Genomic DNA, 13,830 nt, shown 5'->3' with positions numbered 1-13,830 from the left:
ATGAATCGCCGTGTCCTGATGGCGCTCGGCGCCGCGTCGCTGCTGGCTGGTGGGCGCGCCGAGGCGCAGGTCGGCTATCCGGTCGACCGCAGCCCGTTCATCGACCTCGAGTACCGGCAGTCGTTCTCGGTCTTCGGCGGCTGGTTCGCGGCCGGCAAGGATCCCGCGGGCATCGCGCCGCAGAGCGGGCCGCTGACGGGGCTGCGCTACGACGTCTACCTCGGCGGGCCCGCGTCCTTCACGGCCCGCGTCGCGACGGCGGTCTCCGAGCGCACGGTCCTCGATCCCGCGCGCCCGGCGAGCACGCGCATCCTCGGCGTCGAGCGCCGCCCGCTGACCATCGCCGACGTCGGCCTCACGGTCGGCCTCACGGGTCAGAAGAGCTGGCACGGCCTCGTGCCGACGGTGCACGGCGGCGCGGGCGCGGTGTCCAACCTCACGGGCACCGATCCGGGCGGCTACAAGTTCGGCACCCGCTTCGCGATCACGTACGGGACCGGCCTGCGCTTCGTGCCGAGCGGCAGCCCGTGGTCGGTGCGCGCGGACGTGGGCAGCTACCTGTACCAGATCCGCTATCCGGACCGCTACTTCGCGGTCGGCCTCGACAGCACGTCGGTGCTGCCGAGCGGCGCGTCCAAGAGCAAGTGGACGAACAACCTCGGGCTGACGCTCGGGATCACCTACCAGTTCGCGCGCTGATCGGCCGCGCGGCGCTCCACGCGCCGCAGCCGTGCGCGACCGGGGCCGGCGTCGGGACATCGTCCCGCGCCGGCCTCGTGCCTTTCCCGCCGTTCCGGCGCCGCGGCACGCGCGGTGCACCCCTCCCCTCGCAAATCGAGCCGAGGAGCGGACATGGCGCGGGACTACGAGGACTTCAGCAGCACCGACGACCTGAGCGACGACGAGCTGCGCGCGCTGGTGCGCGACCGGCTCGCCGAGCACCCGACGCTGGACGTCGACGAGTTCACGGTGCACGTGGAGGACGGCACCGTGCGCCTCGAGGGGCGCGTGGGCACCGAGGCGGAGCTGCGCATCGCCGACCACGTGCTGACCGACATCGTGGGCATCGGCTCATTCGACAACCAGCTCGTGGTCGACGCCAACGCGCGCGACGAGACGCCGATGGACGTCGAGGACCACATCCAGGCCGAGCGCGCGACCGCGGGCACGCTGCTGGGCGAGATGCCCGAGCAGCAGAGCGACGAGGTGTTCCAGGCGCGGGGCGACGAGGACCTGGACCAGCGCATGTTCGGCACGACGAACTACCAGGACGCGGTCGCGCACGGGACGGCGTACATCCCGCCCGAGTCGCCGACGCCGGAAGGGCTGCGCGGCACCGACGCGGGACCGGGGGAGTACGGCGAGGATCACTAGGACAGACAGCGTCGAGCGGTGAGCGTCGAGCGTCGAGCGTGGTTCCCCGGGAGGAGTCGGCTATACTCCGCGGTGCCCCCCCTCGACGCTCGCCGCTAGACGCTCCACGCTCCGCATGGCATTCGCTTCACTGACGCGCCGCGTCACCTTCGCCGCCGCGCACCGCTACCGCCGCCCCGAGTGGAGCGACGCGCGCAACCTCGAGGTGTTCGGCCTCTGCGCGCGGCCCAGCTTCCACGGGCACTCGTACGTCTGCCACGTCACGGTCCGTGGCCCGATCGACGAGACGACCGGCTTCTGCATCGACCTCGGGCTCCTCGACCGCATCCTCGGCGACGAGGTGCGCGAACGGTTCGACCACCGGAACCTGAACACCGACGTCCCGGAGTTCGCCGACGGCGCGCAGATCCCGAGCGGCGAGAACCTCGCGCGGATGATCGCCACGCGCGTCCAGGCGCGGCTCGGCGACGCGCTGGGAAGCGGCGCGCCGCGGGTGGAGCGCGTGACCGTGGCCGAGGACGAGTCGCTGAGCGCGACGTTCGAGCCGGCGCGCGACGCCTGAGCGGCGCCTGACCGCAGGTCGCCCACCGTGCGCGATTGCGCGACGCCCGACCGCCGGGTGAGCTTGGAGGCGCCCGCCACCCTCCCCGCTTCCAGGTCGCCCATGCCCTCGCCCCTCGCCGCGCGCGCCGTCACCACCCGCGCCCTCCTCGCCGGCCTCGCGCTCGTCCCGACGCTCGGCGCCTGCGCCGCGCGCGCGACCGGCACGCCCGCGCCGGCGGCGACGCCCGCGCCGCTGTCGCCGGTCGCCGCGCTGCGCGTGGCCGTGGACTCGCTGGTGCAGGACACGATGTTCGCCAACGCGCGCTGGGGCGTGCTGATCGTGCGCCCCGGCACCGGCGACACGCTGTACGCGCGCGACGCGGACCGGCTGTTCATGCCGGCCAGCAACCAGAAGCTGCTCACCGGCTCCACCGCGATCGCCACGCTCGGCCCCGACTACCGGTGGCGCACCGCGTACGTCGCGCACGGCCCCGTGCGCGCGGGCGTGCTGGAGGGCGACCTCGCGGTCGTCGGGCGCGGCGACCCGACCATCAGCGACCGCATGCGCACCGACGCGATGCAGCCGCTGCTCGCGGTCGCGGACTCGCTCGCGGCGCGCGGCATCCGCCGCATCGCGGGACGCGTGATCGCCGACGGCGACGCCTTCCCCGACGAGGCGCACGGCTACGGCTGGTCGTGGGACGACCTCGACTCGCCGTACTCCGCGGGCGTGGACGAGCTGTTCTTCAACGAGGGCTTCGGCCGCATCGTCGTGCGCGCGGGCGCGCGGCCCGGCGACTCGGTGACGGTGCAGGTCACGCCCGCGGCCGACGCGCTGCCGCTGCGCGTGGACGTGCGCACGGTGACGCCGGGGATCGCCAGCGGCCGCACGGCCACGCGCGTGCGCGCGCGGTGGGACGCGCGCGAGGCCCGCCACGTGCTCGAGGGCGTGGTGTCGGTGAACGACAGCGCCGTGCTGACGCTCGCGCAGCGCGACGCCAACGGTGCCTTCCTGGGGGCGCTGCGCACGGCGCTCCGGACGCGTGGCATCACGATCGGCGGCGCGGAGCCGCGCGTCAGCAAGGAGCCGGTCGCGCCGGTCGGCGACACGCTGTTCGTCACGCAGTCGCTGCCGCTGCGCGAGGTGATGCCGGCGTTCGAGAAGCCGTCGCAGAACCAGATCGGCGAGCTGCTGCTGAAGACGATGGGGCTGGAGAAGACGGGCGTCGGCACCGCGGACAGCGGGCGCCGCGCGATGGAGCGGCAGCTGGCGACGTGGGGCGTGGCGGCCGAGCGCGACGTCGTGATCCGCGACGGCAGCGGGCTGTCGCGCCACGACTACGTCACGCCGCGCGCGCTCGTGCGCGTGCTCGACGCGATGCGCCGCGACCCGAGCTTCCGCCTCTTCTACGACGCGCTGCCCATCGCGGGCGTGGACGGCACGATCCGCTCGCGCATGAAGGGGACGCCGGCCGAGGGGAACGTGCACGCGAAGACGGGCACCCTCGACAAGGCACGGTCGCTCTCGGGCTACGTGACCACCGCCGACGGCGAGATGCTGCTCTTCAGCTTCCTCTGCAACAACTACACGGTGCCGACGGCGCAGGTGGACCGCGTGGCCGACGCGCTCGCGGCGCGGCTCGCGTCGCTGCGACTCGGCGGCGCACGCACGGCGGCCGGCGCGCCGTGAGCCACCCCGCCCCGCGGTCGCGGCTCGCGGTCGCGGAGGCGATCACCGCCGTGCTGGAGGACGTCGCGCCGCTGCCCGCGGAGCGGGTCCCCCTCGCCGATGCGCACGGACGCGTGCTGGCGGAGGACGTCGTGTCGCCCGTCGCGCTGCCGCCGTGGGACAACGCGGCGATGGACGGCATCGCGGTGCTCGCGGCCGACGTGCTCGGCGCGCGCGCGGACGCGCCGGTCGTGCTGCGCGTGGTCGGCACGGTGCCCGCCGGCGGCGCGTGGCGCGGCACGCTGAACTCGGGCGAGGCGGTCCGCATCGCCACGGGCGCGCCCGTGCCCGCGGGCGCCGACGCCGTCGTGCGCGTCGAGGACGTGACCTACGACGGCGACGCGGTGCTGGTGCGCGACGATCGCGACGTGCGGCCCGCGCCCGGCGCGCGCCACAACGTGCGCCCGCGCGGCGAGGACGTCGCCGAGCATCGCGTCGTCGTGGCGGCCGGCACGCGGCTCGGCCCGAGCGGGCTCGCGGTGCTCGCATCGGTCGGCTGCACGAGGCTCTCCGTCGTGCGCCGCCCGCGCGTGGCGCTCGTCGCATCGGGCGACGAGCTGGTGCCGCTCGGCGACGTGGACGCGGTGCGCGCGGGGCGCGGCATCATCGCCTCCAACACCGTCGCGCTGGCGGCGCTGGTGCGCGAGGCGGGCGGCGAGCCGCTCGACATGGGCGTCGCGCCCGACCGGCCCGACGCGCTGCGCGAGCGGCTGCAGGCGGCGCTCGACGCCGACTCCGACGTGCTGCTGACGACGGGCGGCATCAGCGTCGGCGACCGCGATCACGTGCGCGACGCGGTCGCCGCGCTCGGCGGCCGGCTGCGCTTCTGGCGTGTGCGCATGCGCCCCGGCGGCCCGGTCGGGGCGGGCACGCTGCCGCGTGCCTCGCACGCCGACGTGCCCTGGCTCGGCTTGCCCGGCAACCCCGTCTCCACCGTCGTGACCTTCGAGCTGTTCGCGCGCCCGCTGCTGCGCCGCCTCTCCGGCGACGCGCGGCCGTTCCGCCGCGCCGTGCGCGTCACGCTGCGCGAGCCGGTGGATGCGCCGGCGCCGCTCACGCACTTCCTGCGCGTCACGCTCGACGCCGAGGAGTCGGGCGAGCTCGCCGCGCGCCTCACCGGCCCGCAGGGCTCCGGGTTGCTCACCTCCGCCGCGCGCGCGGATGCGCTGCTCGTCGTGCCCGAAGGCGTGACGGCCCTCGCCGCGGGTGCGCCCGCGCGCGCGCTGCTGCTGGGCGAGGGCGCGCTCGACGCGGCCGCGCTCGACGCCGCGACGTTCACCGAGGTGCGCGCATGAGCGACGCGACGCTGGACGCACTGGACGCCGCGCTCGACGCGCGCTTCGACACGGTCACCGAGACGATCCGCCTGCACGACGAGGGCGCACGCGAGTCGTTCGACATCCGCCGTCCGCGCAGCGCCGAGGCGCTCATCGACGAGGACGCGTTCGCGCACGACGAGCGGCTGCCCTACTGGGCCGACGTCTGGCCGTCGGCGCGCGTGCTCGCCGCGCACCTGCTGCAGGAGGGCGGCGAAGGGAAGCGGCTCCTGGAGCTGGGCTGCGGCAGCGGCCTGGTGGCCGCGGCGGCGGCGCGCGCCGGCTACGAGGTCACCGCGAGCGACTACTACGCCGAGGCGCTCGACTTCACGCGCGCGAACGTGCGGCGCGCCGCGGGCGTGGACTGCGAGACGCGCCTCGTGGACTGGCGCGCGCTGCCGGCGGACCTGGGCCACTACGACCGCGTCGTCGCGTCGGACGTGCTGTACGAGAAGCCGTACGCCGCGCTCGTCGCGCGCGCGCTCGCGCACACGCTGCGCCGCGGCGGCGTCGCCTATGTCACCGATCCGGGGCGCCTGGCCGCGCCCGAGTTCGTGGAGCAGGCGCGCGCGCTGGGGCTGGACGTCGGCCAGCCGGTGACCCGCGACGTCGAGGGCTACGGCACGCGGCAGACGATCCGCCTCTACCGCCTACGCCGCCGCTGAGCGCGCGCCGCCCGCTCGCGCGCGTCAGGCGAGCGGCAGCCGCACCACGAAGCGCGCGCCGCCGCCCGGCGCGTCCTCCACGCGCACGCGCCCGCGTCCCGCGCACACGAGCGTGTGCACCACGCTCAGGCCGAGCCCCGTGCCGGTCGCGCCATCGTCGTGCGCCAGGCGGACGAACGGCTCCCAGATGCGGCGCCGGTCGGCGATCGCCACGCCGGGCCCCTCGTCGTCCACCGCGACGTCCACCGTGCCGGGCGCGTCGAAGGCCGCCGTCACGCGGACCGTCTGCCCCGCCGGGCCGTACTTGAGCGCGTTGTCCACGAGGTTCTGCAGCACGTGCCGCAGCGCGCGCTCGTCGCCCAGCACGCGCACGCCGGGCGGGACGTCCACCGCCACGCGCGCGTCGCGCGACGTCGCGAACGGGCGCGTCGCCTCCACCATCGCGGCCAGCGGATCCTCCAGCGCGACCGGCACGCGCGCGAGGTGCACGTCGTGGCGCAGCCCACGCGCGTGCAGCAGCGCGTTGTCCACCAGGTCGCCCAGGCGGCGCGCCTCGCGGTCGATCACGCGCAGCCAGCGGCCGGCCTGCTCGGGCGATCGCGCGCGGTCGTTCAGCAGCGACTCGGTGAAGAGCCGGATCTGCGTCAGGGGCGTGCGCAGCTCGTGCGAGATGGACGACACGAACAGCTCGCGCGCCTGCGCCAGCTCCTGACGGCGCCGCAGGCTCGCCACGGACGCGAGCGCGAGGATCGCCGCCAGCGCCAGGATGCCGCCGAGCATCGTCTGCGCCGACCGCGACGCCCGCGACTCGGGGAAGTAGGCGCGGAGCTCGGGGTTCACGACCGCCTCCACCATCAGCGCGCCGAACAGCGACGGATGCTCGCCGCGCAGCGGGGAGCTGGCGACCCATGCATCGTTCCAGTTGGGCGACGCGAAGAAGACGCGCCGCTGCCCTGCGTACTCGCGCAGCCGCACGGCGATGTAGCGGTGGTTGAACGTCCGCGTGTCGTCCCGGCCGTTCGGCTCGCTCCAGCTCGCGCGCGCCCGCTCGGGTGACGTGTCCGCCTCGTCCAGCGGCGGCAGCAGCGGCACGTAGCGGAACACGACCGACGTCGCGGTGCGGAGCCGCAGGTGCGCGTCGGTCACGAGCAGGACGAGCGCGACCGGCCGGTCCCGCGCGTCCTTCTGCCACGCCCACAGCACGTTGTAGAGCCGCGCGCCCGGTCCTCGGAAGGACATGCCGGTCGTGTTGAGGCCCCGCCACTGCTCACTGCCCGTCATCACCTGCGCGATCGCCGCGGCCGCGTCGACGGAATCCGCCACGCGGCCGACGCGGCGCACGGAGATCCGGCGCCCCTGTCCCGCGCGGTAGTCGACCACGCCGATCGCGAGCACCGAGTCCCGCTGCAACGTCTGCCACATCGGCGTCGTGCGCAGGTGGCGCTCGAGCGCGGCCAGCGGCAGCGGCTCGGCCGACGTCCCCCACGCGGGGGCGCCGAGCACCGGCGACAGCGCGTGCAGCGGGAGGTCGCCGAGCTGCCGCTGGATTCCGTCGTCGAAGATGCGCGCGGAGTATGCGGCGGAACGCACGAGCGCGCGCTGCACGAGCGCGTCCTCCGTGCGCCACGCGATCCACTGCTGCAGCGCGGCCGCGCCGACGGCGGTGAGCGTCGCGACGACGGCGAGCGACGCGACCCAGACGCGCCAGCGGCGCACCCACCAGCCGCGCGCCCGGCGCACGAGGTCGGACGCCGCCCCCGCCCGCCTCGGGTCAGCCGCCGGCGCCACGCAGCAGGGCCCCCACCCGGGCGCGCGAGCCCACGCCGAGCTTGCGCATGACGTGCTCCGTGTGGTTGCGCGCGGTGTGCGGGCTGATGCCCAGCCGCTGCGCGAGCTCCTCGTTGCTCACGCCCTCGCCGAGCAGGCGCGCGACCTCGACCTGACGCTCCGTGAGGCCGAAGCGCGCCAGCAGCGCCGCATCGTCGCGCTCCTCCTGCGGCTCGGCCGGCGGGACGACCGCGGTGGCCGGTGTGGCACGCCGCAGCAGCGCCGCGATCCGCGCGACCAGCTCGCGCATGCCGAACGGCTTCGTGACGTAGTCGTCCGCGCCCAGCCGGAAGCCGTGCAGCTTGTCCATCTCGCTGCCGCGCGCGGACAGGATCAGGACGGGGCACCACACGCCGTCGGCGCGCAGCCGCTCCAGCACCTCGCAGCCGTCCATGCGCGGCAGCCCGAGGTCGAGGATCACGAGGTCCGGTGGCTGCGCCTGCACGGCGGCGAGCGCCACGCGCCCGTCGCGCGCGACCTCCACCGCGAAGCCTTCGGACGCGAGGTTCGCCTCGAGTCCTTCCGCGATGTCGGGATTGTCCTCGACGACGAGGAGTCGGGGTTCGGCCATGGCGCCGCGCAATCTCGACGGCGCGGGCCGCACGCGGTATGGGCGGAACTGCTCATCCGCCCACCCGCGTCACGTACGTCGCGCTCAGCGCGAGGGATCGCGCCGGCGCACGTCGGACGCCGCGTCGAGATCCAGCGCGTCGGCGTCGTCGCGGCCCCTCGCGCTGCGGCCGTCGCGGTCGCGCTGGCCCGCCTGCTCGCCCGACCGATTGTCGGAGTGCTCGTCGGTGCCGCGCGGGATCTGCGCGCCGCCCGATCCGCCCTGCCCGCCGTAGCTGCTTCCCGCGCGGTACGCGCTGGCGTTGCCGCCGCCGCCGTAGCCGGTGCCCGCGTCGAAGCCGCGGCCCTCCAGCCCCTGCCGGCGCCCCGACGCGTCGCCCGCGTCGCCCGCGTCGCGCCCGCTCGACGAGGCGTCGTCGGACGACGCGCTCAGGTCGTCCCCTGCCCGCCCCGTCGAGCGTCCGTAGGAGCCGCCCGTCGTGTCGTCGCGTCCGCCGCCGTGCGCCGCGTCGCGCCCGAGGCCGTCCTGCTCCTGCTCGTCGCCGCGCGTCCGGTCTGCCTGATCCGCCATCGCTCGCCCCTCCCGGCAAGATGAAGCGGGCGACGCCGTGGCTCGGCGCCGCCCGCTCGGTCCTGCGTCAGGTTGCGTGCCGCGAGGCTCAGTCGCCGGCGAGCGCCGCCGGGGCGCCGGTGGCGAGCCGCGACGCGACGACCTCGGAGATGTCGAGCACCGGCACCTCGCTCCCCTTCGCGGTGACGCCGTCGGTCATCATCGTCATGCAGAACGGGCACGCCACCGCGATCGCGTCGGCGCCCGTCGCGAGCAGCTCCTCGGTGCGCTCGACGTTGATGCGCTTCCCCTCCGTCTCCTCCATCCACATGCGGCCGCCGCCCGCGCCGCAGCACAGGCCGCGGCTCTTCGTGCGCTTCGGCTCCACGAGGTTCACCACCGGCAGCGCGCGCTTGAGCGTCGCGCGCGGCGCGTCGTAGACGTCGTTGTAGCGCCCCAGGTAGCAGGAGTCGTGGTAGACCATCGTCAGCTGCTTCCCCTCGTCGGTGTCGAGGGGGACGCGGCCCTCCTGCAGCAGGCGCTCGATGTACGTCGTGTGGTGGATGACCTCGTAGTTGCCGCCGAGCTGCGGGAACTCGTTGCCGATCTGGTGGAAGCAGTGCGGGCAGAAGGTGACGACCGTCTTCACCTCGTAGCGGTCGAGCGTCTCGATCGCGCCCTTCGCGAGCGTCTGGTAGAGGTACTCGTTGCCCATGCGGCGCGCGGGGTCGCCGTTGCAGGTCTCCTCCTGCCCGAGGATCGCGAAGTCGACGCCGGCCGCCTTCAGCACGCGCGCGAACGCCACCGTGATCTTCTTCGCGCGATCGTCGAAGGAGCCCATGCAGCCGACCCAGAACAGCAGGTCGGGACGGGCGCCGCGCTCGAACGCCTCCGCCATCGTCGGGATGTCCAGCCCCTGGGCCCACTCCTCGCGCGCGGCGGGGCTGAACGCCCAGGGGCTGCCGTTGCGCTCCATCGACTGGAACGCCGGCTGCAGCTCCTCGGGGAAGCGCGACTCCATCAGCACGAGGTTGCGCCGCAGCTCGTTGATGATGTCGAGCTGGTCGATCGAGACCGGGCACTCCTGCACGCACGCGCGGCAGCTCGTGCAGGCCCAGAGCTCCTCCTCGGTGATGTAGTTGTCGAGCAGGCGGTTCTCGAGCACCGCGGTCGCGGTCTGCGTGCCGGCGTCGGCGCCCTCCTGCTCGACGAGCGTCGGGCGGCGGAACTCACCGACGTCGCCCACCACCAGCGGCGCCTTCTCCATCAGGCGCTGGCGCGTGTTGACGACGATCTTGCGCGGCGAGAGCACCTTGCCGGTGATGTTCGCGGGGCACGCCGCGGTGCAGCGGCCGCACTCCGTGCAGGCGTAGCCGTCCAGCAGGTTCTTCCAGCTCAGGTGCTCGACGTCGCTGGCGCCGAACTGCTCCGCCGTCTCGTCCTCCAGGTTCATCGGCCGCATCGCGCCGATCGTGCCCGGCCCGCTCGTGTTCGAGAGGAACACGTTCGGCAGCGACACGAGCACGTGCAGGTGCTTGGAGTACGGTAGGAAGTTGATGAAGCCGAGCACCGCGATCGCGTGCGTCCACCAGGAGACGTCGCGGACGGTGTGCGCGCTCTCGGGCGAGATCACGCCGGAGAGCCCGAGCGCCAGCCCGTGGCCCACGAGGCGGCCGTAGCCCGACGGCGCGTCCGGCTCGTAGATCGCCTCCATCGTGCCGGTGATGACGAGCGTCACCATCAGCAGCGCGATGGTCGCCAGGATCATCACGGCCTCGGTGCCGTGCACGACGTCGCCCTGCAGCCGCTTCGGCTTGAGCACCAGCCGGCGGTAGATCAGGAAGCTCACCGCGGCGAGGATCAGCAGCGCGAACAGCTCCTGCGACAGCGCGTAGAGCGCGTACAGCGGCGCGGGGAGGAAGCTGGCGTAGCTAAAGCCGTCCCACACGCCCTGCACGAACACCTCGACGGTGCCGATGGTGACGACGAGGAAGCCCCAGAACACGGCCGCGTGCGACGTGCCGGCCGTCGGGTCGCGCAGGATCTTCGTCTGCGCGAAGCCGATCGTCAGCAGGTTCCAGAGGCGCCGCGCCGGATCGTCGAGGCGGTGCTCCGGCTTCCCGACCATCGTCATGTAGCGATACAGCCGCTGCGCGTTGTACGCGAGGAAGGCCGCGGCCAGCAGCAGGATGACGAGAAACACGACGTTCCCGGTCGTCACGGGCGCACTCCGAGCGGGTGAGAGGCTGTACGAGCCGAAAGACGAGCGGGCGGCGCCGTCGTGCGCGCCGCCCGCTCCAACTTAGTGCGCGGCCTTCGCGGCGCGCACGGCCTGTGTCAGCGCCGGCACGATCTCGAAGACGTCGCCGACGATGCCGTAGTCGGCCACCTTGAAGATCGGCGCCTCCTTGTCCTTGTTGATCGCGACGATCGTCTTGGACGTGCGCATGCCGGCCAGGTGCTGGATGGCGCCGGAGATGCCGACCGCCACGTACAGCTCGGGGCTGACGACGCGCCCCGTCTGCCCGATCTGGTCGGAGTGCGGGCGCCACCCCTCGTCGGTCACCGCGCGCGTCGCGCCGACCGCGGCGTTGCCGAACGAGTCCGCCAGCTCCTCGACGAGCTTGAAGTTCTCGGGCGCCTTCAGCCCACGCCCGCCGGCGACGATCACCGCCGCCTCGCCGAGGTCGATCTTCCCCTTGTTCCCCTCGCGCAGCTCGACCACGCGCACCTTCGAGGCGCCCGGGTCGGCGGCGGGCTGGATCGTCTCCACGCGGCCGGCCTTCGCGTTCGGCTGCGCGGGCACCGCGCCCAGGCGCACCGACAGCAGCGCGGGCGACGCCGTGATCGCGAGCGCGCCGATCACCTTGCCGGTGTACATCGGGTGCCGGACGACGATCGCGTCGCCCTCCACCGCGATGGCCGTCGCGTCGGGTGCCAGCGGCGCGCGCAGCTTGGCCGCGACGCGCGGGCTCAGGTCCTTGCCCTGCGCGGTCGCGCTGAACACGGCCGCCCGGTAGCCGCCGGCCCGGATGCGCTCCGCCGCCGTCGCCGCGAGCGACTCGGCGTCGTACTGCGCGAGCCCCGCGTGCTCGACGACGTACACGACGTCGGCGCCCACCTCGGCCAGCCGCGACGCCTGCGCCGCGATGCCGGGCGCGCCGGCGAGCAGCGCGTGCACCTCACCGCCGCCCGTCTGGTCGGCGATCTGCCGCGCGGCCGACACTGCTTCCAGCCCCGCCTTGCGGACGTCGCCACCGCGCGACTCCACGAATGCGAACACGTTCGCCATTGTGTGATTCCCTCGCGTGGCTCAGAGGACCTTGGCTTCCGACTGGAGCAGGCGCACCAGCTCCGGGACCGCGGCGGCGCCCTCGCCGACGATGCGGCCCGCGGCGCGCTCCGGCGGCAGCTCCATCTTCTGCACCGTGACGCCCGCGGTGCCCAGCTGCGCGGGCCTGGACTCGAGCGGCTTCTTCTTCGCCGCCATGATCCCCTTCAGCGACGGCAGGCGCTCCTTGTTGAGCCCCTCGTCCACTGTGACGATCGCCGGCAGCGGGAACTCGAGCACCTCGATGCCGCCCTCGACCGCGCGGTGCGCGGTGCCCTTGCCGCCCGCGATCTCGAGCTTCGAGACGCCGGTGACGACGGGGAGGCCGAGCAGCTCGCCGACCATCGCGCCGGTCGCGGAGTTGTCGGCGTCGATCGACTTCTTGCCGAAGAAGATGACGTCGTAGCCGCCGTCCTTCAGCTCCGCGGCCAGCGCCTCGGCCACCGCGAACGCGTCGCCGGGTAGCCGGTCGGCCTTCAGGAGCACGCCCTTGTCGGCCCCCATCGACAGCGCCTTCCGGATCTGCTCCTGCGCGGCGTCGGTGCCGAGCGAGATCACGGTGACCTCGCCGGGCGCGTTCTTCTCGTTGAGCTGCAGCGCGGCCTCGACCGCCCACAGGTCGAAATCGTTCACGTCGTACTTCAACCCGGTCTCGTCGACGCTCGCGCCGTCCTTGCCGATCGCGAACTTCACTTCCATGACCGGCACCCGCTTGATGCACACGGCGATCTTCACCGCGACGCCTCCTCATTGGGTCTTGTGAAGGAATTCACATGCCTGACGCGGAAAGATCGCGCGCGACCGAACGCTGTTCAAGGCGCGACTGGCCCGGCCATGGAGCGCCCGGGCTCCCCGAAACGTGCCGGCGATCACGCTCCCCGGGCGGCGCGGGCGCGCGACCTGCCTACGCCAGCGCTGCGGCCGGCGCTCCCTCCGAAGATCCCGTGGAGCGCCGGGATCGCGCCCATGACCCGTCGGAGCATCCCATGACCCAGATCCGTCTCCTGCCGCGGACGCGGCTCTCCGCCTGCCTGCTCGCCGCGGCCGTCCTGCTGCCGGCTGCCCACGCCAGCGCCCAGACCTGCACCGGCGCCGCCTCGTTCAACACCCATCCCGTTCGCGTCGGCGGCGTGCTCGGGACGGGGGACGACCTGACGACGATCGGCGCGGATCTGCTCTTCGGCCAGGCGGCCGGCCCGTTCGGCGGCGTCGGCGTCTCGCTCGACGACTTCGACGACATCGACGAGTCGGCGACCACGATCCAGGGCACGCTCGGCTACCAGGTGCCGATCGGCACGCCGACGCGCCGACGCGCGCCGACCGCCGAGTTCTGCCCGATCGCGACGCTCGGCTACCGGCTGGGGCCGGACTTCACGAGCGCCGGCGTCGACATCGAGAACCGGACGCTCCTCGCCAGCGCGGGCTTCTCGATCGGCGCGCCGGTCGGGCTGTCGACCGCGGTGAACCTGGTGCCGTTCGGCGGGCTGCGGCTGATCTACACGCGCAACAGCCTCTCGCCGGAGAACAGCGACCTCGAGACGACCGACACGGACTCGTACGGCGCGCTGGACCTCGGCGCCGGCCTGACCTTCAACGACCGGTTCACCGTGCGCCCGGCCGTCACGGTGCCGATCGGCCTGGAGGGCGCGGACTCGCGCTTCTCGCTGCTGTTCGCGCTGCACTTCGGCGGGCCGCGCTGACACGATCGCGCCGAATCCGAACGACAACTGCAGACAGGATTGACAGGATTTACACGATTAACAGGATGGTCTCCACACCGGCGCGAAGCTGGTCGCCGCCAGGAGGCGCTCCGAATCCTGTAAATCCTGTCAATCCTGATAATCCTGTCTGATGCTCTTTCGATCCCCGCGCGCCGGACCCGAACGACAATTGCAAGGATGAAGATCGGATGAAATCTGATAACG

Annotated in this window: 13 protein-coding genes; 7 read left to right on the top strand and 6 right to left on the bottom strand. The window is 73.8% G+C overall.

Translation table 11 applies throughout. The features are described 5' to 3' along the window. The 6 genes from rosag_RS22300 (at position 1) to rosag_RS22275 (ending at position 5,627) form a co-directional block, all read left to right on the top strand. On the top strand, positions 1-699 hold the full coding sequence (locus rosag_RS22300; RefSeq protein ID WP_284352391.1) for a porin family protein: 699 nt from the start codon (positions 1-3) through the stop codon (positions 697-699). Positions 700-852: 153 nt separating this feature from the next. After that, positions 853-1,374 carry a BON domain-containing protein gene (locus tag rosag_RS22295; protein ID WP_284352390.1) on the top strand — a complete coding sequence of 174 codons (522 nt, stop codon included), beginning with the start codon at positions 853-855 and terminating at the stop codon, positions 1,372-1,374. Between the two features lie 115 nt (positions 1,375-1,489). Then, positions 1,490-1,936, top strand: a complete 447-nt coding sequence (locus tag rosag_RS22290) for a 6-pyruvoyl trahydropterin synthase family protein (protein WP_284352389.1) — start codon at positions 1,490-1,492, stop codon at positions 1,934-1,936. A 102-nt stretch (positions 1,937-2,038) separates the two neighbouring features. Then, the gene (dacB, locus tag rosag_RS22285; RefSeq protein ID WP_284352388.1) at positions 2,039-3,607 is read left to right on the top strand and encodes a D-alanyl-D-alanine carboxypeptidase/D-alanyl-D-alanine endopeptidase; all 1,569 of its coding nucleotides are present in this window, start codon (positions 2,039-2,041) and stop codon (positions 3,605-3,607) included. Then, positions 3,604-4,941 (top strand): molybdopterin molybdotransferase MoeA, encoded by a 1,338-nt coding sequence (locus rosag_RS22280; protein WP_284352387.1) that lies wholly within the window; start codon positions 3,604-3,606, stop codon positions 4,939-4,941. The genes dacB and rosag_RS22280 overlap by 4 nt, the downstream gene beginning before the upstream one ends. Then, positions 4,938-5,627 carry a class I SAM-dependent methyltransferase gene (locus rosag_RS22275; RefSeq protein WP_284352386.1) on the top strand — a complete coding sequence of 230 codons (690 nt, stop codon included), beginning with the start codon at positions 4,938-4,940 and terminating at the stop codon, positions 5,625-5,627. Before rosag_RS22280 ends, rosag_RS22275 begins: the two co-directional genes overlap by 4 nt. A 24-nt stretch (positions 5,628-5,651) precedes the next feature. Here the strand turns inward: rosag_RS22275 and rosag_RS22270 are convergent, their stop codons facing one another. The 6 genes from rosag_RS22270 to rosag_RS22245 all read right to left on the bottom strand — a co-directional run bounded on the left by rosag_RS22270 (position 5,652) and on the right by rosag_RS22245 (position 12,640). Further along, on the bottom strand, positions 5,652-7,367 hold the full coding sequence (locus rosag_RS22270; protein ID WP_284352385.1) for a sensor histidine kinase: 1,716 nt from the start codon (positions 7,365-7,367) through the stop codon (positions 5,652-5,654). 31 nt (positions 7,368-7,398) lie between these two features. Further along, a complete protein-coding gene (locus rosag_RS22265) occupies positions 7,399-8,025 on the bottom strand; it encodes a response regulator transcription factor (protein ID WP_284352384.1) in 627 nt (208 codons plus the stop codon). 84 nt (positions 8,026-8,109) lie between these two features. Further along, positions 8,110-8,595: a hypothetical protein gene (locus rosag_RS22260; protein WP_284352383.1), complete on the bottom strand. Its 486-nt coding sequence runs from the start codon at positions 8,593-8,595 to the stop codon at positions 8,110-8,112. Between the two features lie 88 nt (positions 8,596-8,683). Continuing rightward, positions 8,684-10,795, bottom strand: coding sequence for a (Fe-S)-binding protein (locus tag rosag_RS22255; protein ID WP_284352382.1), 2,112 nt, complete (start codon positions 10,793-10,795; stop codon positions 8,684-8,686). 81 nt (positions 10,796-10,876) lie between these two features. Further along, complete coding sequence (locus rosag_RS22250; protein WP_284352381.1) at positions 10,877-11,866, bottom strand: electron transfer flavoprotein subunit alpha/FixB family protein; 990 nt, start codon at positions 11,864-11,866, stop codon at positions 10,877-10,879. A gap of 21 nt (positions 11,867-11,887) precedes the next feature. Beyond that, positions 11,888-12,640, bottom strand: a complete 753-nt coding sequence (locus rosag_RS22245; protein WP_284352380.1) for an electron transfer flavoprotein subunit beta/FixA family protein — start codon at positions 12,638-12,640, stop codon at positions 11,888-11,890. A gap of 251 nt (positions 12,641-12,891) precedes the next feature. Here rosag_RS22245 and rosag_RS22240 point away from each other — a divergent pair, with 251 nt between their 5' ends. Beyond that, a complete protein-coding gene (locus rosag_RS22240; protein WP_284352379.1) occupies positions 12,892-13,605 on the top strand; it encodes a hypothetical protein in 714 nt (237 codons plus the stop codon). Positions 13,606-13,830: the final 225 nt, after the last annotated feature.

The organism is Roseisolibacter agri, from assembly GCF_030159095.1.
Classification (GTDB): domain Bacteria; phylum Gemmatimonadota; class Gemmatimonadetes; order Gemmatimonadales; family Gemmatimonadaceae; genus Roseisolibacter; species Roseisolibacter agri.
Note: the sequence above shows the minus strand (reverse complement) of the source record. Positions and strands in the feature narration are given on the sequence as shown.